A 23,947-nucleotide genomic window follows, 5' to 3' on the forward strand; every position below is an offset into this window, starting at 1 on the left:
CTGAACACCTCCATTTATGCTGCAGCTGCTGCTGCAATAAAAAAGACATGGCAGCAGTTCCTGCCATGTCTAAAGTAAAGGTCATCAAAAGAAAAGATGAATCCACTTTATAAACCCGGGTCACAGATATGTGCCGAGGTGAGGCAAGCCTGCTTTCTTGATAAGTACAACGGTGATAGTATAGATGGATTTCACTCTGCTGTCAACTCTTTTTTAATTCCTTAGATTTTTTCAACCTTAGAGATCTGTCTCGGAATTGTTTGCCATGTACGAGTATACACCAAAAGATTGAAAAATACAAAAGGAGCTGTGCCGCCGCACAGCCCCTTCTGTTTTACTGCTCTTCTCTCTTTCTCCGGACCGCAAAGCCTGCGAGCAGGAGTCCGAGTGCCGCGCCCCGTAAGCCATCCGCAGCGCCAGCCTCACCGGTCTTCGGGAGACGGCGCGCCTTGGAGCGGCCGCTTTCGCTCTGCGCGGAACGCATTTTGCTTCCCGCGCGGCTCGTTGCGCGATTGATTGCATCGCTTGTCGCAGTGTTATTCTGCGAGTTCGGCTCTGTCGTCTGTGAAGACGGCTTCGCCGTACCGGACGCATCCGCACCGTCTGTGGTGGAGGAAATACTTCCAAGCTGCGTTGCCAGCTGCGCTCCGCCGTCGAGACCGGCGCTGTTATTGCCGTTACCGTTGCCGTTGCTGCCGCCGACGGTTCCGCGTCGTCCGGAAACACCCCTGCCGGAACCGCCGCCAGCGCCACCGATGTTGTCGGTTTCCTGATCTTTCTGGTACCGCGCCACAAGAATCACATCGTGCGTGGTGCCGGCCGGTATCGTGTTGATGAATTTTCCGCCGACCTGCTGCCAGGTCCAGAAGCGAACCCCCTCTTTCACCGTGCCGAGGAGAGCAATTTCATCCTCGATGGTAAAACTGCTCGGGTTCAGCGAGTTGTTGATGCCGCCCGCCGTGTCATAGATGATGCGATAGCGAATCGGCTCCCAAACCGCTCGGAAGGTCACATCGCCGTCGCTCTCCGCCGGAATTCCGCTGTCTGCAACACCCGGAGCGGAGTTCTTCTCCCAGCGGACAAAGGTATAGCCCGGTCGGGAAAGCGTCGGCAGCGTAATCGCCGCATCCTCAATGGTATAGGAGGTCGGAAGATTCGAAAGCCCCTGAATCGGACTGTTTCCGGTCTCTCCGAGCTCGAAGCGAATGCCGTAATGATTGACCGTCCATCCCGCGGTTAGATTCAGATTGCCCGTGGTTCCCTCCGGGATGCGCGTGACCGGCTGGCCGTTCAAGAGCCAGGTACCGGTATAACCGCGGCGCACAGGCGGATCCAAGTTGACCTCATCCTCAACCGTAAAGTTCGGGACATTGCCCGCCGGGATACTCGGCGTACCGATGCCGCCGCCCGGATTCAAATCATAGCTCATACTGTAAGAAGTGAGCGACCACTTTGCATAGTAGGTCTTCGGCTCTGCGTCATGCGTATGCAGGGTCGTAATCGGCGTTCCCGTGAAGGCGGCATTGTCATACCAGCCGAGGAAAGTCGCTCCGTTTCTCGTGGGCACCGCAAGTGCAAAATCCGCATCCTCGACGGTGTAGCTCGTCGGTCCCACGGTACTTGCCGGACTTGCGGGTCTGTCGTTCAGCACATAGCTGATCGGGTAGACACTCGGCTGACTCCACTTCATGTAGAAATGTTTGTCCTCAAGATCCTGAACCCGCAGTCCCGTCACGGGGTGCGTGAGTGCTGCATCGTCAAACCAGCCCTCGAAGGTATAACCCGGGCGGGTCGGCGTTGCGAGCGTAAAGTCGGAACTCAGGACGGTGTAAGAAGTCACCGTGTTCGGATTCGTCGCCGGATTTGCCGCTGTGTCGTTCGCATGGTAGTAAATCTGATAACTGTTCGGGCTGCTCCAACGCGCATAGAAATGACGATTCGTCGCATCCATGCTTTGCAGCATCGTGACCGGCGTTCCCGAAAGACCGGGGTTATCGTACCAGCCGAGGAAGGTATAGCCCGCGCGTGTTGCCGGCGCAAGTGCAAGGTCCGGATCGAGTACCGTATAGCTGCTGACCGCATTCGGATTGCTTGCCGGGTGACCCGCCGGGGTTCCGTCGTTCAGATCCCAGTTCACCACATACGTCTTCGGAGCGCTCCACTTCGCATAATACTGCTTATTCTCAGCATCCATGGTGTGAAGGCTCGTGACTGGCGTGCCGGTGAGTGCTGCGTTGTCATACCAGCCCTCAAAGTCATAACCGACTCTCGTTGCGGGATTGATTGCAATATCCGCATCCTCAACGGTGTAAGTTGCGACCGTATTCGGATTGTTTGCCGGGTGACCCGCCGGGGTACCGTCATTCAAGTTCCAGTTCACCGTATAAGTCTTCGGTGCACTCCACTTTGCATAAAACCGCTTATTCGACGCATCGCCGGTCGGGAAGCCTGTGACCGGGGTTCCGGTGAATGCCGGGTTATCGTACCAGCCCTCAAAGTCGTAGCCGGTCCGCGTCGCCGGAGCCAAGGTGACATTCGGATCCAATACCGTATAGCTTGTCACCGTATTCGGATTGCTTGCGGGGTGACCTGCCGGTGTGCCGTCATTTAAATCGTAGCTCACCGTGTAACTCAGCGGCGCAGTCCACTTCGCATAGAACTGTTTCGGGCTCGCATCCGTGGCCGGGAACGAGGTAATCGCCGTTCCGCTAAACGCGGGATTGTCATACCAACCGTCAAAGGTAAAGCCGTTTCTGCTCGGAGACAGGAGGTTGATGTTTCCGCCTCCGTTTGTGAGCACATCATAGCTCGTCGGGTTGGCAGCCGGATTGTTTGCCGGGTGTCCCGCGGGCGTTCCGTCGTTCAGTTGATAGCTGATCGGGTAGGAAATCGGCGTGCTGTCCCACTTTGCATAATACTGCTTATTCTCGGCATCCATGGTGTGCAGATTCGTGACCGGGGAACCCGTAAGTGCGGCGTTGTCATACCAGCCGAGGAAAGTAAAGCCCGTACGCGTAGCCGGGTTAATGGCGACGTCCGCATCCTCAACGGTGTAAGTTGCGACCGTGTTCGGATTGGTGGCCGGATGACCCGCCGGTGCACTGTCGTTTAAGTTCCACTGCACCGTGTAGCTCTTTGCCGGACTCCACTTTGCATAGTAATGCTTGTTCTCGGCGTCCATGGTGTGAAGGTTCGTGACCGGAGATCCCGTGAGCGCGGCGTTATCATACCAGCCGAGGAAGTCATAGCCTGTGCGCGTTGCCGGCTGAATGACGACATCCGCATCCGTTACGGTATAGCTTGTGACCGTGTTCGGATTGGTGGCCGGGTGACCCGCCGGGGTACCGTCGTTTAAATTCCAGTTCACCGTATAGTTCTTCGGCGCGCTCCACTTTGCATAGAAATGCTTATTCGCCGCATCGCTCGCCGGGAAGCCCGTAATCGGCGTGCCGCTGAATGCCGCGTTGTCGTACCAGCCCTCGAAGTCATAGCCGGTCCGTGTTGCCGGAGCCAGGGTAACGTTCGAGTCGAGCACGGTATAGCTTGTCACCGTGTTCGGATTGGTCGCCGGGTGACCTGCGGGCGTGACGTCATTCAGGGTATATGCGACCGCATAGTTATTCGGCGCACTCCACTTTGCATAGAAGGTCTTAGGCGCCGCGTCCATAGCCGGAAAGGCGGTGATCGGCGCTCCCGAGAAGATCGCATTGTCGTACCAGCCCTCAAAGGTATAGCCGTTTCGAAGTGCCGGCAAGAGGTTAATATTACCGCTGCCGTTGGTGAGCACCGTGTAGCTTGTGAGGTTCGCAGCCGGATTGGTAGCCGGATGACCTGCGGGCGTGCCGTCATTCAGCACGTAGTGAATCGGGTAGCTGTTCGGCGCCGCAATCCACTTTGCATAGTACCGCTTATTCTCTGCGTCCATGGTGTGCAGGGTCGTGACCGGAGTCCCCGTAAAGCCCGGATTGTCGTACCAGCCCTCAAACGTATAGCCGGTCCGCGTTGCCGGATGCACGGTGATGTCCGCGTCCTCGACGGTGTAGCTTGCAACTGTGTTCGGATTCGTTGCCGCGTGACCCGCGGGTGCACTGTCATTTAAGTTCCACTGCACCGTAAAGCTCTTTGCAGCGCTCCACTTTGCATAGTAGTGCTTATCAGCTGCGTCGCCGGTCGGGAAACCTGTAATCGGCGCACCGCTGAAGCCCGGGTTATCGTACCAGCCTTCAAAGTCATAACCGGTCCGCGTCGCAGGTGCCAACGTGACATTCGGATCGAGCACGGTGTAGCTTGTCACCGTGTTCGGGTTGGTAGCCGGATGGCCCGCAGGCGTGCCATCATTCAGCGTGTACTGCACCGTATAGGAAAGCGGCGCGCTCCACTTTGCGTAGAAGGTCTTGGCCGCCGCATCCATGGCCGGGAAGCTGCTAATCGGCGTGCCGGTAAAGCCCGGATTGTCGTACCAGCCCAGGAAGTTGTAGCCCGTACGCAGCGGATTTGCCACCGCAATCGGGCTCGGCAGGGTCTCTACCGTATAGCTCGTCAAATTGACCGCCGGGTTGGTCGCCGGATGGCTCGCGCTGTCATTCAACACATAGTTAATCGGATAGCTCTGCGCTGCGCTCCACTTTGCATAGAAATGCTTATTGACCGCATCGCTCGTCGGGAAGCCCGTAATCGGCGTGCCGCTGAGTGCCGCGTTGTCGTACCAGCCCTCGAAGTCGTAACCGGTGCGCGTTGCCGGAGCCAAGGTCACGTTCGGGTCGAGCACAGTATAGCTCGTCACTGTGTTCGGATTGGTCGCCGGGTGACCCGCCGGTGTGCCGTCGTTCAAACTGTATGTGACTGTATAGCTGTTCGGCGTGCTCCACTTTGCATAGAAAGTCTTGGAAGCCGCATCCATGGCCGGGAAGCTGCTGATCGGCGTGCCGGTGAAAGCCGCATTGTCGTACCAGCCCCCGAAGGTGTAGCCGTTCCGGCTTGCCGGCAAGAGGTTAATGTTGCCGCCGCCGTTTGTCAGTACCGTGTAGCTTGTGAGATTTCCGGTCGGATTGGTCGCCGGGTGCCCCGCGGGCGTGCCGTCATTCAGCACATAGTGAATCGGGTAGCTGTTCGGGGTCGCATCCCACTTTGCATAGTAAGCCTTGTTCTCTGCATCCATGGTGTGAAGCGTCGTGACCGGGGTTCCCGTAAGCGCCGCATTGTCGTACCAACCCAGGAAGGTATAGCCTGTCCGCGTCGCCGGCTGAATTGCGATATCCGCATCCAACACCGTGTAGTTTACAACTGTGTTCGGATTGTTCGCCGGGTGACCCGCGGGTGCACTGTCATTTAAGTTCCACTGCACCGTATAGTTCTTCGGCGCGCTCCACTTTGCGTAATAGTGCTTATCGGCCGCGTCGCCGGTCGGGAAACCTGTAATCGGCGTTCCCGTAAAGCCCGGGTTATCGTACCAGCCTTCAAAGTCATAGCCGGTCCGCGTGGCCGGAGCCAGGGTCACATTCGGATCCAGCACGGTGTAGCTTGTGACCGTGTTCGGGTTGGTCGCCGGGTGACCCGCAGGCGTGCTGTCATTCAGCGTATAGATCACGCTGTAATTGTTCGCACTGCTCCACTTCGCGTAGAAGGTCTTGGGTGCCGCATCCATGGCCGGGAAGCTGCTAATCGGCGTACCGGTGAAAGCAGCGTTGTCGTACCAACCTTGGAAGGTGTAGCCCGTGCGCAGCGGATTTGCAACCGCAATCGGGCTCGGCAGGGTCTCTACCGTATAGCTCGTCAAATTGACCGCCGGGTTGGTCCCCGGATGGCTCGCGTTGTCATTCAACACATAGTTAATCGGGTAGCTCTGCGCCGCACTCCACTTTGCGTAGTAGTTCTTATTTGCCGCATCCATGGTGTGAAGCGAGGTAATCGGCGTGCCCGTAAAGCCCGGATTATCGTACCAGCCTTCAAAGGTATAACCTGTACGCGTCGCAGGCGCAATCGCGAAATCCGCCTCGGTGACATTGTAGCTGAGCTTCGTGTTCGGGTTCGTCGCCGGGTGTCCGGAAGGCGTCGCGTCATTCAGATGATAGGTGACACTGTAGGAATCCGGTGTGCTCCATCTCGCATAGTAGTGCTTATTCTCCGCGTCCATGGTACGGAGGTTCGTGACTGGAGATCCCGTGAAGGCGGGATCCGCATACCAGCCGAGGAAGTTGTAGCCCGTGCGCGTCGCCGGCTGAATCGCCACGTCCGCATCGAGCACGGTATACGTTGCCACCGTGTTCGGGTTGCTCGCCGGGTGACCCGCAGGCGTACTGTCGTTCAACTCCCACTGCACCGTATAGTTCTTTGCCGCACTCCACTTTGCATAGTACTGCTTATTCTCCGCATCCATGGTGTGAAGTGTCGTGACCGGCGTTCCCGTGAGCGCGGCATTGTCATACCAGCCCTCAAAGTCATAACCGGTGCGCGTTGCGGGGCGAAGGGTGACATCCGCATCCAGTACGCTATAGCTTGTGACCGTATTCGGATTGCTTGCCGGGTGTCCCGCAGGCGTGCTGTCGTTTAAGTGGTACTGCACGCTGTAATTCTTAGCCGCGCTCCACTTTGCATAATAGTGCTTATTTACGGCATCGCTCGTTAGGAAGCCCGTAATCGGCGTACCCGTAAAGCCCGGGTTATCATACCAGCCCTCAAAGTCATAACCGGTGCGCGTTGCCGGCGCCAGGGTGACATTCGGGTCAAGCACGGTGTAGCTTGTCACGGTGTTCGGGTTGGTTGCCGGATGCCCCGCGGGGGTGTTGTCATTCAGTGTATAGCTGACAGTATAGTTGTTTGCACTGCTCCACTTTGCATAGAAGGTCTTGGGGGACGCATCCATGGCCGGGAAACTCGTAATCGGCGCACCGGAGAAGGCCGCATTGTCATACCAGCCCTCAAAGGTATAGCCGTTCCTGAGTGCCGGGAGCAAATTTATATTGCCGCTGCCGTTTGTGAGCACCGTATAGCTCGTGAGGTTCGCAGCCGGATTGGTCGCCGGGTGCCCCGCAGGCGTGCCGTCGTTCAACACATAGTTAATCGGATACGAATTCGGCGTGCTGTCCCACTTTGCATAGTAAGTCTTGTTCTCCGCATCCATGGTGTGCAGGTTTGTGACCGGCGTTCCCGTGAGTGCTGCGTTGTCGTACCAACCGAGGAAGGTATAACCTGTTCGCGTCGCCGGCTGAATCGTGACATCCGCATCCAACACCGTATAGCTAGCAACGGTATTCGGATTGTTTGCCGGGTGTCCCGCGGGGGCGTTGTCGTTCAGATTCCACTGCACCGTATAACTCTTCGCCGCACTCCACTTTGCATAGTAGTGCTTATTCTCAGCATCGCTCGTCGGGAAGCCGGTAATCGGTGTGCCCGTAAAGCCGGAGTTATCGTACCAGCCTTCAAAGTCATAGCCGGTTCGCGTTGCCGGCGCCAGGGTAACATTCGGATCCAGAACCGTGTAGCTTGTCACTGTGTTCGGGTTGGTCGCCGGATGTCCCGCGGGGGTTCCGTCATTCAGCGTATAGCTAACCGTGTAGCTGTCTGCACTGCTCCACTTTGCATAGAAGGTCTTTGCCGCCGCATCCATGGCCGGGAAGTCGGTAATCGGAGCGCCCGCAAAGCTTGCGTTGTCATACCAGCCGAGGAAGGTATAGCCGTTTCGGCTCGCCGGCTGCAACGCAATGCTGCCGCCGCCGTTCGTAAGCACCGTATAACTTGTGAGATTGGTGCTCGGGTTGGTCGCCGGGTGACCCGCCGGTGTTCCGTCATTCAAGACATAGTTGATCGGATACGTATTCGGCGTCGTATCCCACTTTGCGTAGTATGCCTTATCCTCCGCATCCATGGTGTGAAGCGTCGTAACCGGTGCTCCCGCAAAGCCGACATTATCGTACCAACCGAGGAAGGTATAGCCCGTGCGCGTCGCCGGCTGAATCGTAACATCCGCATCCTGCACGGTATAGCTTGCCAGCGTGTTCGGATTGCTTGCCGGATGACCTGCCGGCGTAGCATCGTTCAGATGCCACTGCACCGAGTAACTCTTTGCAGCACTCCACTTCGCGTAGTACTGCTTGTTCTCGGCATCCATGGTATGCAAATTCGTGATCGGCGTTCCCGTGAGACCCGGATTATCGTACCAGCCCTCAAAGTCGTAGCCGGTGCGTGTAGCCGGGCGGATGGTAACATCCGCATCCAACACCGTGTAGCTTGCCACCGTATTCGGGTTCGTCGCCGGATGTCCTGCAGGTGTTCCGTCGTTCAGGTTCCACTGTACGGTATAGCTCTTCGGCGCACTCCACTTTGCATAATAGTGCTTATCCGCCGCATCACTCACCGGGAAACCGGTAACCGCCGTCCCCGTAAATGCAGGGTTATCGTACCAGCCCTCAAAGTCATAGCCGGTCCGCGTTGCCGGCGCCAGGGTGACATTCGGATCCAGAACCGTGTAGCCGGTCACGGTGTTCGGGTTGGTCGCCGGATGCCCCGCAGGGGTGACATCATTCAGCGTATAACTGACGCTGTAATTGTTCGCACTGCTCCACTTTGCGTAGTAGGTCTTAGCCTCCGCATCCATCACAGAGAAAGAACCGATCGGGGAACCGCTGAGTGCCGAGTTGTCATACCAGCCGAGGAAGCTGTAGCCGCTCCGAAGGGCCGGCAAGAGATGCACGGTTCCGCTGCCGTTGGTCAAAACGGTGTAACTAGTGAGGTTTGCCACCGGATTGCTTGCCGGGTGGCCCGCCGGCGTTCCGTCGTTCAACACATAATTGATCGGATAAGAAATCGGCGTGCTGTCCCACTTCGCAAAATACTGCTTATTCTCCGCATCCATGGTGCGCAGGTTCGTGACCGGCGTTCCCGTGAAGCCCGCATTGTCATACCAGCCGAGGAAGGTATAGCCGGTACGCGTCGCCGGCTGAATCGTGACATCCGCATCCAGCACGGTATAACTTGTCACCGTATTCGGATTACTTGCCGGGTGGCCTGCGGGTGCACTGTCATTTAAGTTCCACTGCACCGTGTAATTCTTTGCCGCGCTCCACTTTGCATAGTAGTGCTTATTCTCGGCATCCATGGTGCGAAGCGTCGTGATCGGCGTTCCCGTGAGCGCCGCGTTGTCATACCAGCCGAGGAAGTCATACCCTGTCCGCGTTGCGGGTTGAATCGCGACATCCGCATCCAGCACGGTATAGCTTGCGACCGTGTTCGGATTCGTGGCCGTATGGCCTGCCGGCGTTCCGTCGTTCAGACTCCACTGTACCGTATAACTCTTAGCTGCGCTCCACTTTGCATAGTAGTGTTTATTCTCGGCATCACTTGCCGGGAAGCCCGTCACCGGGGATCCCGTGAACGCCGGATTATCGTACCAGCCCTCAAAGTCATAACCCGTGCGCGTTGCCGGAGCCAGGGTGACATTCGGATCCAGTACGGAATAACTCGTCACCGTGTTCGGATTGGTCGCCGGGTGACCCGCCGGGGTACCGTCATTCAGCGTATATGCAACCGTATACGTGTTTGCCGCACTCCACTTTGCATAGTAGTGCTTTGCCTCCGCATCCATGGCCGGGAAGCCGGTAATCGGAGACCCCGAGAAGGTAGCATTGTCATACCAGCCTTCAAAGGTATAGCCGTTTCGACTTGCCGGCAAGAGGTTGATGTTGCCGCTGCCGTTGGTGAGCACCGTATAGCTCGTGAGGTTCGCAGTCGGGTTGGTCGCCGGGTGACCCGCCGGGCTTCCGTCGTTCAATGTATATACAATCGGATAGGAAATCGGCGTGCTGCTCCACTTTGCATAATACTGTTTGTTCTCGGCATCCATGGTGTGCAGGTTCGTGACCGGCGTTCCTGTGAGGCTCGCGTTGTCATACCAGCCGAGGAAACCATAGCCAGTTCGCGTTGCAGGATTGATTGTGATATCCGCATCTTCGACTGTGTAATTCGAAACCGTGTTCGGATTGGTCGCCGGATGTCCCGCAGGGGTGGCGTCATTCAGGTTCCACTGAACCGTATAGTTCTTTGCCGCGCTCCACTTCGCATAGAAATGCTTATTTGCCGCATCGCTGACCGGGAAACCCGTAACCGGGGAACCCGTGAATGCAGGGTTCTCGTACCAGCCTTCAAAGTCGTAACCGGTGCGCGTTGCAGGAGCCAGCGTGACATTCGGATCGAGCACGGTATAACTCGTGACCGTGTTAGGATTCACCGCCGGGTGCCCCGCAGGTGTGCCGTCATTCAGCGTATAAGCAACCGTATAGCTGTTGGCCGCACTCCACTTTGCGTAGTACTGCTTGTTCTCGGCATCCATGGTGCGGATGCGCGTCACAGGTGTACCCGTTAAGCCTGCGTTGTCATACCAACCGAGGAAGGTATAGCCGTTTCGAGTGGCCGGATTGACGGTGATGTCCGTATCTGCGACCGTGTAGTTCGAAACCGTGTTCGGATTGGTCGCCGGGTGACCCGCCGGGGTACCGTCATTCAGGTTCCACTGAACGGTATAGCTCTTTGCCGCGCTCCACTTTGCATAGTAGTGCTTATTTTCGGCGTCTGCGGGATCGAAACCCGTAATCGGCGTGCCGCTGAAGCCCGGGTTGTCGTACCAGCCCGCAAAGTCATAGCCGGTTCTCGTTGCCGGCTGCAGCGTGACATTCGAATCAAGCACGGTATACGTACTCACCGTGTTCGGATTGGTTGCGGGATGCCCTGCAGGCGTTCCGTCATTCAGTGTATACGTGACGGTATAGCTGTTTGCACTGCTCCACTTTGCATAAAAGGTCTTAGGAGCGGCATCCATCGCCGAGAAGCTGTTAATCGGAGAACCCGAGAAGCTCGGATTGTCATACCAGCCCCCGAAGGTATAGCCGTTTCGAAGCGCGGGTACCACGTTGATATTGCCGCCGCCGTTTGTGAGCACCGTGTAGCTCGTGAGATTCGCAGCCGGGTTGGTCGCCGGGTGCCCTGCGGGCGTGCTGTCATTCAGCACGTAGGTGATTGGGTAGGTAATCGGCGTGGTATCCCACTTCGCATAATAGCTCTTATTCTCCGCGTCCATGGTGCGGAGGGTCGTTACCGGTGTTCCCGTGAGCCCCGGGTTATCGTACCAGCCGAGGAAGGTATAGCCGGGCCGCGTCGCAGGACTTACGGTGATATCCGCATCCAAAACGGTATAGCTTGCAACCGTGTTCGGGTTGCTCGCCGGGTGTCCCGCAGGTGCACTGTCATTCAAATTCCATTGCACCGTATACGTCTTTGCGGCACTCCACTTTGCGTAGTATTGCTTATCCGCGGCATCCGCGGTGCGAAGTGTTGTGACCGGGGAACCGCTGAGCGCGGCATTGTCGTACCAACCGAGGAAATCGTAACCGGTTCTGGTTGCGGGCTGCAGGGCGAAATCCGCATCCAGGACACTATAACTCGTAACGGTATTCGGATTGCTTGCCGGGTGTCCCGCGGGTGCACTGTCATTTAAGTGCCACTGCACCGTGTAATTCTTTGCCGCACTCCACTTTGCATAATAGTGCTTGTTCGTTGCATCGCTCGTCGAAAAGCCGGTAATCGGGGTTCCGGTAAACGCCGCGTTGTCATACCAACCCTCAAAGTCATAGCCGTTCCGCGTTGCGGGCGCAAGCGTGACATTTGCATCCAGCACTGTATAACTTGTTACGGTGTTCGGATTGGTTGCCGGATGACCGGCAGGTGTCGTGTCGTTCAGCGTATAGTTGACCGTATAGCTGTTTGCGCTGCTCCACTTTGCATAGAAGGTCTTTGCGGCAGCGTCCGACGCGGGAAAGGTACTGATCGGAGCCCCCGTGAAACTTGCGTTGTCATACCAACCGAGGAAGGTATAACCGTTCCTTAGCGCGGGTAAGAGGCTTATATTGCCGCCACTGTTTGTCAGCACTGTATAACTTGTGAGATTCGCAACCGGATTGCTCGCCGCATGTCCCACAGGCGTGCCGTCGTTCAACACATAGTTAATCGGATAGGAAATCGGCGTCGCATCCCACTTTGCATAGTAGTTCTTGTTTGCCGCATCCATGGTGCGGAGCGTTGTGACCGGAGTACCCGTAAAGCCCGGATTGTCGTACCAACCGAGGAAGCTGTAACCGGTACGCGTTGCAGGCTGAATCGTGACATCCGAATCCAGAACGGTATAGCTCGCCACAGTATTCGGATTGGTCGCCGGGTGTCCCGCCGGGGTGCTGTCATTCAAATGCCAGTTCACCGTATAGCTCTTCGCGGCGCTCCACTTCGCATAATAGTGCTTGTTCGCCGCATCGCTCGTGCTGAAGCCGGTAATCGGAGAACCCGAGAACGCAGCGTTATCGTACCAGCCTTCAAAGTCATAGCCGGTGCGCGTTGCGGGGGCAAGGGTCACATTCGAATCCAACACCGTATAGCTCGTGACCGTGTTCGGATTGTTCGCCGGGTGTCCCGCCGGGGCAGCGTCATTCAGGCTGTACTGCACCGTATAGCTTTTCGGCGCACTCCACTTTGCATAAAAGTTCTTGGGCGCCGCATCCATCGCAGAGAAGCTGCTAATCGGCGTGCCCGTGAGCGCGGCATTGTCATACCAACCGAGGAAGGTATAGCCGTTTCGGAGCGCCGGGAGCACATTGATGGTGCCGCTGCCGTTCGTGAGCACCGTGTAGCTCGAGAGATTCGCAGCCGGATTGCTCGCCGGGTGTCCCGAAGGTGTGCTGTCATTCAGGTGGTAGCGAATCGGATACGAAATCGGCGTTGTATCCCACTTCGCATAGAAATCTTTATTCGCCGCATCTGCCGTGCGTATCGTAGAAACCGGGCTTCCCGTAAAGCCGGGGTTATCGTACCAGCCGAGGAAGGTATAGCCGGGCCGCGTCGCCGGTCGAAGTGCTGTGTCCGAATCCAGCACCGTATAGCTGGTCAGCGTATTCGGATTGTTTGCGAGATGTCCCGCCGGTGTACTGTCATTCAAGTGATAGCGCACGGTATAGCTGTTTGCACTGCTCCACTTCGCATAGAGGACGAAGTTGTGCATATTCGCGGGACTGCTCGTGTTGATTCCGGAAATCGGAGTTGTGAGTCCGGGATTCGTATACCAGCCCAGGAAGGTATAACCTCTTCTCGTCGGATTCGCAAAGTTGATGTTCGGGCTGGTCACATTGAAGCTGCCGGGGTTTGTCGCCGGATTGCTTGCCCGCTGCCCGGCGCTGTCATTCATATGGTAAGTAATGCTGTATTGCAGCGGCGTGCTCCACTTCGCATAAATACGAGTCGGATTGCTGTCGCCCTGCTCCGTCTCAATGACCGCCGGTGCGGGTGTCGTGAGCCCTGCGTCGCGATACCAACCGAGGAAGTTGTAGCCGGTTCTGGTCGGCGCGGCGAGCGTGTGATTTGCAGTCTCCACCGTATAGGAAGTGAAGCCCGCATTCGGATTCACCGCGGCTGTGCTCGGCGTATCGTTGAGCTGGTAGGAAAGCGTGTAATTTTTCGGCGTCCACTTTGCATAGTAGTGCCGATTCTTCGCCGGAATCGCGCTCGTAATAAGCTGCGTGACCGGCGTTCCGCTGAGCGCGGCATTCTCATACCAGCCCCCGAAGGTATAGCCCGGCCAGGTCATGGCCGCAAGCGTCATATTCGGGTCGCTCACGCGATAAGAAGTCGCCGTATTCGGGTTCACCGCCTGTGCCGCAGTGCGCGAACTCGGATTCACATTGGTCGTATACTGAATTGTATAGTTCTTCGGCGTCCAGTTGGCCGTGAGTGTAATCACCCCGTTGTTTGTTTTCGTCAAATCCTTCGGCGTCGCACCGTTCCCGTATGTCTTTCCGTCGGAAGCTGTCCAGCCCGCAAAGTCAAAACCGTCGACGCTGAAGAGATTCGTGAGATCCACATTCACACCGCCCATTACCGTGCGATCCGGCATAGAACCGCTCGCCGTGCGGCCCGCCGGGGCGTTTGCGGCAAATTTAACGGTATAGCGATGCGGATCTCTGGTCACGGTTCCCGGCAGGTAGGTAATGATATAGGTGCCGAGGGCTCTGCTGCCGTTCGTGCCGTTATCAAAACTCGTCGGGTCCGAGGCGGTCACCGGAAGGGTGGGATTTTCCACTGCCGTAGAACTGTTGTCAAAATCCACATGGATGGCACGGACACGGTCATTGCCGATCAAGCTGCCCGCGACAAGCGCATCCGTGAGCGCCCAGTTAAGCGTATCGCCCGCCGTCACACGGCGATTCTTCATTTGAATCGTGAGTTTCCGCGTGATTTTTCCGTTTCCGGCATTGCTGATGTTGCCGTTGGAGCCCTGAACCTGAAGCTGACTCGAGGGATTCGTCAAATCGATGGTGCCGTTGTTCACAACATTCGCGCCCGCGGGAACGGTAATGGAATTGCCGTCCGGATTGATGCTGACACCCGCCGGAATATTACGGGTCAGCGTCGTATCGCCGAGCAGGGTGAGCGGCGCGTTGCCGTTCTGGCCGGACCATTCCACCGCATCGTCTAAGTTGCTGAAATAGTAGGTCTGACCGTTGCGCTGTGCGATTACCTTTTGAGAGGTTACCACGGGAGCCGAATCATTGCTGTTCTGACCGTTCTGATTATAGCGGCTGAACTCTACGAAAAATCCGCGTACACCGTTGTAATGATTTCTCAAGTCGTTCCATTTGGAACCGTAGTGTACCTGCATACAGCTCTCGTAGCCCTGTAGCCAGAGACGAAGGGAGTTGGGCTCTCCGTGGTTCCAGTTGGTGTACGCACCGTGGAGAGCGCCGAAACCTTGCATGGTATACTCGATATTGGTCTCCGGACCGGACTGCCAGCGAAACGTGCGGTCTTCGGCCGCACCGGAATTACCGCTGACATTCTGGTTTGCGAACACGCCCGGTGCAGGGAGGGAATTGTTGTACCAGTGGGGGACGGAGGACGCATCGTTGATTCCGCGAAAGCGAGCGCCGCCGGACCAAGCCGCCTGCGTCGTAATCGCATCCAGAGCCAAATCCTCGTCGCGGGAGGTAATGGTAACCAGGTAGCCCCGCATTCCCTCGAGATAATAACTCTTTGCGCGGTTATAGCTCTCTGCCCAGCTGATTGCATGGCTCGGCACATACATATAGTAGTGCTCCGCGCTGTCCCCGGCGACCGGATTCGGAATGGTGCGTTTTGTGATCGTGATGTCAGCCGATGGCGGCAGACTGTTTTGTCCGTTGCCCAGATTGATCTTAAGCTGCTGACTTGCGCCGGCCGAGGGCAGCTTGAACTTGAGGTTTTGTTCAATAAAGTCCTTTGCCTCAGCTGTGGTCAGCGGTGTCGTAAAGACAATCTGATAAAACTGATGGTTCGTCAGGATATCCGTAATGGTACGGTAACTCTTACCGGAAGCGGTCGTCCCGGTTTTCGGCAAGGTATAAATTCCGCCGTTATCGACTTCGAAGTTGATGGAGCTAATGCCGCTGCCGACAGTATCCTTGACCGTCACTTCTTTTAACTTATAGCTGGTTCTCGAAGCATCGCCGTCATAGTCAATCAACTTAAAGTCAATGCCGAGCGTTGTGCTTCCGCTGCGATAATTGATTACCGCAAAGGGGGAAAAACGTTCGGTCTCAGCTTGTAAAATCGGAAGTTCTTCGTCGAGTCCTTCCTCAAGGGTTTCAACCTGATTGAGCTCGTCGTCGATGTGTAACACGGAGACACCTTCGCTCTCCTTCTCTTCGACATCTGTTTCCATATCGGAGACTTCGGCGGAGACAATGCTCACGTTTCGGAAAGAGACCGAAAGTGCGCCCTTGCTGCTGTCCGGCTGAATTTCCTCACCGGCTGCATTTAAGACACTCAAATCACAGAGGAATTGGGCAGTCGCCGTCTTTCCCTCTGTATCCGCGTGCTCGGCTATCTTGGCGAGCACTTCTTTTTCTTCTTCTTCCGTGAGGTGACGCGCACGGAGGTTTGCTCCCTCCGGCAATACACCGGCAGGTGCCGTAACTTCAATCTCTACCCCATCCAATGCTGTATGCAAAATTTGCGCGGCATTGGACGGTGTCCCCCAGCGAACATTACCCGCAAGAATATCTCCTACCGTCTCCGCTTCCGCAATGTTTTTGCTTGCATCGGAAGGCGTTGCATCGGAAGGACTCGCATTGTACCTCCCTTGCAATTCACGCTGAAGCCTACGCTGTGCATCCTTGGACAGCGCCAAGTCATTCACCAGTTCGGCGTCTTCCCGATATGCTTCGGCAGATGACGCCCCGTAAGCAGGCACCGTGGTTGCAACATTCAAAGTCAGCATGGTGGCGCTGAGCAGCCCTGCAAGCAGACGCTGCGGCCAGTTTCTTCGGTGTCTCATATCACTTCAGCTCCTTTTGTTATACAAGGATAATTATATTCATGTATTTTTATATTTTATCAACAGCTGCACGAGAAGTGCAAGGACTTTTTAGACAGCTGTACAACTTTCTTTGTTAAAGGTGTTTCTCTTCTATAGAAAAAAACTAAAACACAAAAAACGACGAATCCACGAGAACAAGTCCTCATGGATTCCGCCGTTTTACTGTTCCTGTACTACAAATCTATGGTGTAACGCATTTCATTTCTCGCACATTTCGTCGCCGCTGTTTCGCATTGACGACTGCGTTTGGCCTGTATACGCTTTAAGCCTGCTCGCTCGAATACTCCTCCGGGACTTCATTGAAAAGCTCCAACGGTCTCTCCTCGTTCAGTGTGTCGCACATGTCGAGGAATACAGAGAGCGGGACATTCTGAATCTGCTTGTTCGAGCCGCGGACATTGATCGAAACCGTCTGTTCCGCCGCCTCGCGATCGCCCAACACCAGAATATACGGCGTCTTGAACTGCTTGTAGCTCTTAATCTTCTCCTTCATATTCCGGTCGGAGTAATCCGCCTCGGCGCGTATGCCGTTCTTCTGCAGAAGGTCAAAGACACGCTTTGCATACTCGTTGTGCTCCTCACGAATCGGCACGATGCCGACCTGCGAGGGCGAGAGCCAGAACGGGAAAATACCCTTGAAGTTCTCGATGATGATGCCGATAAAGCGCTCCAGAGAACCGTAAATCGCGCGGTGGATGACGACCGGCATTGCCGTACCGCCTTCTGCCGTCTGATAGCTGAGGCCGAAGTTATGCGGGAGCTGGAAGTCCAGCTGAATGGTTCCGCACTGCCACTCTCTTCCGAGCGCGTCCTTAATCTGGAGATCGATTTTCGGTCCGTAGAAAGCACCGTCTCCCTCGTTGATTTCAAAACCGCCCTCGCCGTACTTGTCGGTGAGGATCTTCTTGAGCGCCGCCTCCGCGCGGTTCCAGACTTCAATATCACCCATGAAGTCATCCGGACGCGTAGAGAGCTCCGCGCGATAGCTCACACCGAAGGTGGAATAAACTTCGTCTGCGATGCTGATGATATCCGCAATCTCTGCCTCAATCTGATTTTCCGCGACAAAGGTGTGGTCATCGTCCTGACGGAACTCCTGAACACGGAACAGACCGTTCATCTGACCGGACTTCTCCTTGCGGTGAAGCACGTCGTACTCCGAATAGCGAATCGGGAGCTCTTTATAAGAGCGATTCTTCCGCTTAAAGGTGAGCATCGCATTCGGGCAATTCATCGGCTTCGCGGCCATCGTGTCAAGGTTCTCGCGGTTATAGAGCACGGAACCCGCCTGAATCTTGACGGCCTTCTTCTCGCCGCTCTCCTCCGAGGCATTCTCGAGCACGCCCGGAATCTCGGCATCGGCCGCAAGCCAACCGGAAATCCCCGGAACCATGAACATGTTGTTGATATAGTGTGCCCAGTGACCGGAAATCAGCCAGAGCTTTTTATTGTTGATGAGGGGCGCGGAAATCTCGGTATAACCGTGGCGCGCCTGCACCTCACGGCTGTACTTTAAGAGTGCCTGGTAGAGCTTCCAGCCTCTCGGCAACCAGTACGGCATGCCGGGTGCTGTTTCATCGAACATGAAAAGTTCCTGTTCTCTGCCGAGTTTCTTGTGATCTCTCTCCTGTGCCTCGCGAATTAAGTTGAGATGTGCCTTCAACTCTTCTTTGCTCGGAAATGCATATACATAAATGCGCTGCAGACTGTCTCTCTTTTCATCTCCGCGCCAGTAAGCACCGGAAACCGACTTGATCTGGAACGCCGCGCCGAGCAAGTCCTGAGAGTTTTCCACATGCGGGCCGCGGCAGAGGTCCTGATAATCATCTCCCGTCGAATAGACAGTGAGTCTCGCATCCGCCGGAAGCGCGTCGATGAGTTCGGTCTTAAATTTCTGGTCGCGGAAGAGCTCACGCGCCTCGTCACGGGAATACTCTTTCACGCTCCAGTTCTCTTTGCGCTTCAGAATCTCGCGCATTTTGTTCTCAATCATCGGGAAATCATCCTGGGTCAGATTTCTCGGCAAAACAAAGTCGTAGTAAAATCCATCCGCAATCTGCGGACCGATCGCATACTGCACATTCTCTCTTCCGAAAATTTCAATGACTGCCTTTGCGAGCACATGTGCCAGAGAATGGCGATATACCTGAAGATATGCTTCTCTATCCATAATTCCTGTCCTTTTTAGTTCTGCTTTTCCTCAGCCTTCAGATCGGAGGGACGGAGGGTCAAATCAATTCTGTCCTTCACGGGATCGACCTTAATGACCTTGACCGTCACCTCGTCGCCGATGTTGACAACATCTTCTACCTTGTTGACACGGCGGTCCGCCAGTTTCGAGATATGGACCATACCGTCCTTGTTCGGGGTCAGGTTCACGAAGGCGCCGAACTCCAGAATACGAACCACCTTACCGGTGAAAATCTGTCCCTCTTCAATCTCGGTTACGATATTCTTAATGGTCTGCACCGCCTTGTCGATCTGCGCTCTGTCGAGACCCGCGACATTTACGCTGCCGTCTTCCTCGATGTCGATTGTGACGCCGAACTCGTCAATGATCTTGTTGATGGTCTTGCCCTGCTTGCCGACCACATCGCCGATTTTCTTCGGGTCGATCTTGATCTGCACAATCTTCGGCGCGTACTGACTCACATCCGGGCGTGCCTCCGAGATGACCGGATTCATAATCTGGTTCAGAATATACATTCTCGCCTCTCGGGTCTTTGCAATCGCCTCTTCAATAATCGGGCGGGTCAGACCGTGAATCTTAATGTCCATCTGAATTGCCGTGATGCCCTTCTCGGTACCGGCAACCTTAAAGTCCATGTCGCCGAAGAAGTCCTCAAGACCCTGAATGTCCGTGAGCACCAGATAATCGTCATCCGTATCTCCGGTCACCAGACCGCAGGAAATACCTGCCACCGGGCGCGCAATCGGAACGCCGGCCGCCATCAGCGCAAGGCTGGAAGCGCAGACCGAAGCCTGGGAAGTAGAACCGTTCGACTCCATGGTCTCGGAGACGCAGCGAATCGCGTAGGGGAACTCTTCCTCGCTCGGTATCATCGGAAGTAAAGCTTTCTCAGCGAGAGCACCGTGACCGATTTCTCTTCTGCCAGGTCCTCTGGAAACTCTCGTCTCACCGACCGAGTAAGAAGGGAAGTTGTACTGGTGCATGTAACGCTTATTCTTGACCTCAACATCCAGACCGTCAATCTTCTGGACCTCGGAGAGCGGTGCCAGCGTGCAGACATCCAGAATCTGGGTCTGACCTCTCGTGAACATTGCCGAACCGTGGACGCGCGGCAACAAGTCAATCTCGGCCGCAAGCGGACGAATCTCGGTGATCTGACGGCCGTCCGGGCGCTTGTGATCCTTCAGGATCATCTTTCGGACGGTCTTCTTCTCATACTGATACATCGCATCCGCAATGAGCTTAATCCACTCCTCGTTCTCGGCAAATGCCTCCTTGCAACGCTCGGTCAGCTTGTCGACCGCCGCATCGCGGCTCTGCTTGTCGTCGTTGAAAACAGCGATTTCCATCTCCTCCTGCGGAATGACCTCACGGATGGCCGCAAAAAGTTCCTCCGGAATCGCAGCGGACGCATAGCTGTGCTTCTCTTTGCCGATTTCCGCGCGAATCTTGGCAAAGAACTCAATGAGCTGCTTATTTACCTTATCCGCCTCGAAAATCGCATCGATCATAACCTGCTCCGGAACTTCCTTTGCGCCTGCCTCGATCATGATGACCTTTTCGGAGGTGCTTGCAACCGTGAGTTGCAGTTCCGAGTTCTTCTTCTCCGCATTGGTCGGGTTGAATACGAACTTGCCGTCAACCAAGCCGACCTGCGTCATGGCACAGGGACCGTCGAAGGGAATATCGGAGATAGTCACCGCCAGTGCGGTGCCGAGCATAGCCGTGAGCTCGGGGGAGCAATCCGGGTCAACGCTCATAACGAGGTTCTCGAGCGTTACGTCGTTCCGATAGTCTTTCGGGAACAGCGGGCGCATCGGGCGGTCAATCACGCGGTCTGTCAGAATTGCATTCTCGGAGGGCTTGCCCTCGCGCTTCATAAAGCCGCCGGGAATCTTGCCGACAGCATACTGGCGCTCATTGTACTCGACGGAGAGCGGGAAGAAATCAATCCCCTCTCTCGGCTGCTTCGAAGCGGTTGCCGTGGAGAGCACAACGGTATCGCCGTAGTGCATCAGCACAGCGCCGTTCGCCTGCGCGCACACTCTTCCGATTTCTGCCGTCAAAGTTCTTCCGGCAAGCTCCATGCTGTAGCTCTTAAACTCTTTACTCATGTCTTCTCCTCTTTTTCTCCCGATTCCCGACTACTTTCTCCATACACAATAACAGGGTGGAATCAAATTCCACCCTGAGTAAGAAAGTTCTATGTTTATTACTTTCTGAGTCCGAGCTTCTCAATCAGAGCGCGGTAGCCGTCAAGATCCGTCTTCTTCAGATAGCCGAGCAGGCTTCTTCTCTGACCGACCATCATGAGAAGACCTCTTCTCGAATGGTGATCCTTCGGATTTGCACTCAGGTGCTCGTTGAGCTCCGCGATGCGCTCGGTCAGAATTGCAATCTGAACCTCCGGCGAACCGGTGTCGCCTTCTTTTCTGCCGTATGCCTTGATGAGCTCTGCCTTCTTCTCTTTCGAAATCATAGTTGTTCTCCTTCTTTCTTAGTCTGACCCAAAACTGCGGCTGCGGCGGAGTATCCCGGAGTCATAGCTTTGGGCGCTGAATTACGCGGTAATACTAGCACAAAAGCCGGTATTCTGTCAATCAAACGTTGCCAAATCCGCCTCAATTTGTCGTTTTAAATCCGCAAGAGAATCAAACTTCTTCTCATCTCTTATGAACTTGAGAAATCTGAGGCGTATGCGCGCACCGTAAAGTTCTCCCGAAAAATCCAGCAAAAAACTTTCGAGACGCAGTTTGTGTTCCATCCCATCCTGTCGCACCGTCGGATTTGTACCGACATTCGTAATGCTTTGAAACACGCGCCCGTCCTCCAACACCGTCTCGGTGCGGTAAACGCCCCGACGCGGCAATAGCTTATTCTCCGGGAGCATTAAATTGACCGTCGGGAAACCGAGGACGCGCTTCCCGATGCCGTTTCCGTGTTGTACAACGCCCTCCGCCGTATACGGCATGCCGAGCAGGATGTTGGCCTTCTCCATATCTCCGGCCGCAAGAGCCTCACGTATCAAGCTTGAGCTGATTTCCTCTCCTGCCTCTGTTTCTTTGGGGATGATGTATACCGAAAAATGCAGGCGCTCTCCGAGCGTCTTTAGCTTAATCGCATTCACGGCACCGGCTTTTCCGAAACGCAAGTCCTCACCGCCGACAATGGCCCGCATACGCATGGCCCCGAGCAGAATTTCGCGCACGAAATCCTCTCCGTCCATGGCCGCAATTTCTTCGTTGAACGGGTACTCGACGATATAGTCGATGCCGGCTTGGTGCAACTTTTCCCGCCGCTCCTCGTTGGTCAGAATCTGCGGGCGCCGCTGCCCCGAAACCACAGCGGCCGGCGGCGTCCCGAAGGTGAAAATTGCCGTTTTCAGCCCCTGCTCCCGTGCAACGTCCAGCATGGTCGCAATGATCTTCTGATGTCCGCGGTGCTCACCGTCGAATTTTCCGACCGCAACCACCGTGTCTTCCGGCAGCGCGACATTGCGCACATTGATCCAGTCCCTCAATCCGCACCTCTCTCCAAGAACATCTTCTCCGCCCAATAGCGTCCGCCTCTTTTTTGAAACAGGCCGACAAAAGCCCCTTCGCTCAAATAGAGCCGAACCAAGGCGCCCTCGGAATCGGAAGCCGCTGCGATTGCGCTCTCCGGCACTGCATTTCCGTTTTTCAGTCCGGCATCGGCTTCCGGCAAAGCCTTCCGTGCGGGATAGAGTGCAAGACAGTCTTCGATTGAAACAAGCTTATCTTCGATTTCGCCGGCCTGCATCGCAGCTTCCAGCTCCGAAAGTGTGTACGCGTCCTCCAGTCGAAAGCTGCCCACCCTTGTTCGAAGCAGAGTCTCCATGGCACCGCCGCAGCCCAGTTTTTCACCGATATCATGGCAGAGGGTGCGTATGTACGTACCCTTCCCGCATTCCACGGTCATCACCGCACGCGGAAGGGCAATTTCCTCAAAGCGAATGTCCGTAATATCCACCCGGCGGGCCTGACGCTCCACCGTAATTCCCTGACGCGCAAGGTCCACCAGCTTCTTGCCACCCTGCTTCTTTGCCGAATACATCGGCGGAATCTGATCGTAGCCGCCCACGAAGCACTGCGCAGCCGCTCGAAGCGCTTCCTCGTCGCAAAGCACTTCCCTCGTGGTAAGCACCGTCCCGGTCATGTCTTGGCTGTCGGTTTCAACGCCGAGAAGAAGCGAGGCGCGATAGGTTTTACTCCTGTCGGTCAGAAATTCCACCAGCTTGGTCGCGCTCCCGAGACACACCGGCAGAACGCCCTCCGCTGCGGGATCGAGGGTTCCCGTGTGCCCTATTTTTTTTTGTCGCAAAATTCCGCGGAGTTTTGCGACAACGTCGTGCGAGGTAAAGCCCTTTTCCTTCCGCACATTCAGGATACCGTTAAACATGCATTTGAGCCTCCGCCGCGCGAACCACTTCCTCCATAATTTCTTCAGGGCGCTTGCCCACAATGGTGCATCCCGCCGCGCGTACATGTCCGCCGCCGCCGTACATCATCGCAATGGCCGCAACATCGATCGGCTCCAGCGAGCGGAGCGACAGCTTCCAACTGCCGGGCTCCATTTCGGAACAGAGCACCGCACACTTGACACCGACCGTGAGGCGCAGCTGCTCGGAAATCCCGTCGAGATCCGCATGCACGGTCCCCATACGTGCTTGTTCTTCCGCGGAGATAATCGCATAAATCACAGTGCCGTCCGCGTTTTCCACGGCATTCAGAAGCGCAAGCCCCATAATTTTATTCTGCACATAGGTCTTACGGTAAAAAGAACCGTCTATAATCTCGCCGAACGGAATGCCTTTTGCAATGAGATCGGCCGCAATATTCATGGTGCGCGGTGAAGTCGAGCTGTACTTAAAAACCCCGGAGTCTGTCACAATTCCGGTATAGAGCGCCGCAGCGATTTCCGCATCGATACGCTCGGCATCGAGCAGGGTATACAGCAGCTCACAGGTGGAGCTCGCCGAGGGATCGCAGATGGTGGTCGCCGCAAAATGCGGATTCGTGATGTGATGGTCGATGTTCAGCTGATCCGCGGCACGGTCAAATAAGGCCGTAAAACCGCCGAGCCTTCCCTTGTCGGAGACATCCAGTGCAATCGCGAGATCCGGGTGTTGCACCGCGTCCGCATCACTCACAATCTCAGAAAAGCCGCTGAGATATTTGAATTTCTCAAGCGGCTTTTCCAGACAAACAGTGACGTTTTTGGACGGCTCGTTTTTTTTGAGATAAAGGTAGAGCGCGAGCACCGAGCCCACACAATCCCCATCGGGGCGCACATGTCCCATCAGAACAATCGTCTGCGCCCGTCCGAGTTTTTCCTTCAAAACCTGGTCCATA

7 protein-coding genes are annotated in these 23,947 nt (G+C 55.7%); all 7 read right to left on the reverse strand.

The genetic code is table 11. From position 1 onward, the window contains the following. Positions 1 to 334: 334 nt before the first annotated feature. A complete protein-coding gene (locus tag QU660_RS04830; RefSeq protein WP_304947180.1) occupies positions 335 to 16,342 on the reverse strand; it encodes an InlB B-repeat-containing protein in 16,008 nt (5,335 codons plus the stop codon). Positions 16,343 to 16,646: 304 nt separating this feature from the next. Further along, positions 16,647 to 18,554 carry a threonine--tRNA ligase gene (locus QU660_RS04835; protein ID WP_304947181.1) on the reverse strand — a complete coding sequence of 636 codons (1,908 nt, stop codon included), beginning with the start codon at positions 18,552 to 18,554 and terminating at the stop codon, positions 16,647 to 16,649. A gap of 14 nt (positions 18,555 to 18,568) precedes the next feature. Next, positions 18,569 to 20,689 carry a polyribonucleotide nucleotidyltransferase gene (locus QU660_RS04840; protein ID WP_304947182.1) on the reverse strand — a complete coding sequence of 707 codons (2,121 nt, stop codon included), beginning with the start codon at positions 20,687 to 20,689 and terminating at the stop codon, positions 18,569 to 18,571. Positions 20,690 to 20,787: 98 nt separating this feature from the next. Further along, a complete protein-coding gene (rpsO, locus tag QU660_RS04845; RefSeq protein WP_304947183.1) occupies positions 20,788 to 21,054 on the reverse strand; it encodes a 30S ribosomal protein S15 in 267 nt (88 codons plus the stop codon). 117 nt (positions 21,055 to 21,171) lie between these two features. Continuing rightward, positions 21,172 to 22,095 carry a bifunctional riboflavin kinase/FAD synthetase gene (locus tag QU660_RS04850; RefSeq protein WP_304947184.1) on the reverse strand — a complete coding sequence of 308 codons (924 nt, stop codon included), beginning with the start codon at positions 22,093 to 22,095 and terminating at the stop codon, positions 21,172 to 21,174. Next, on the reverse strand, positions 22,092 to 22,994 hold the full coding sequence (gene truB / locus QU660_RS04855) for a tRNA pseudouridine(55) synthase TruB (protein ID WP_304947185.1): 903 nt from the start codon (positions 22,992 to 22,994) through the stop codon (positions 22,092 to 22,094). Before truB ends, QU660_RS04850 begins: the two co-directional genes overlap by 4 nt. Next, positions 22,987 to 23,946, reverse strand: a complete 960-nt coding sequence (locus QU660_RS04860; protein WP_304947186.1) for a DHH family phosphoesterase — start codon at positions 23,944 to 23,946, stop codon at positions 22,987 to 22,989. Before QU660_RS04860 ends, truB begins: the two co-directional genes overlap by 8 nt. Position 23,947: the final 1 nt, after the last annotated feature.

The organism is Stomatobaculum sp. F0698 (genome assembly GCF_030644385.1).
In the GTDB taxonomy this organism is placed as follows: domain Bacteria; phylum Bacillota; class Clostridia; order Lachnospirales; family Lachnospiraceae; genus Moryella.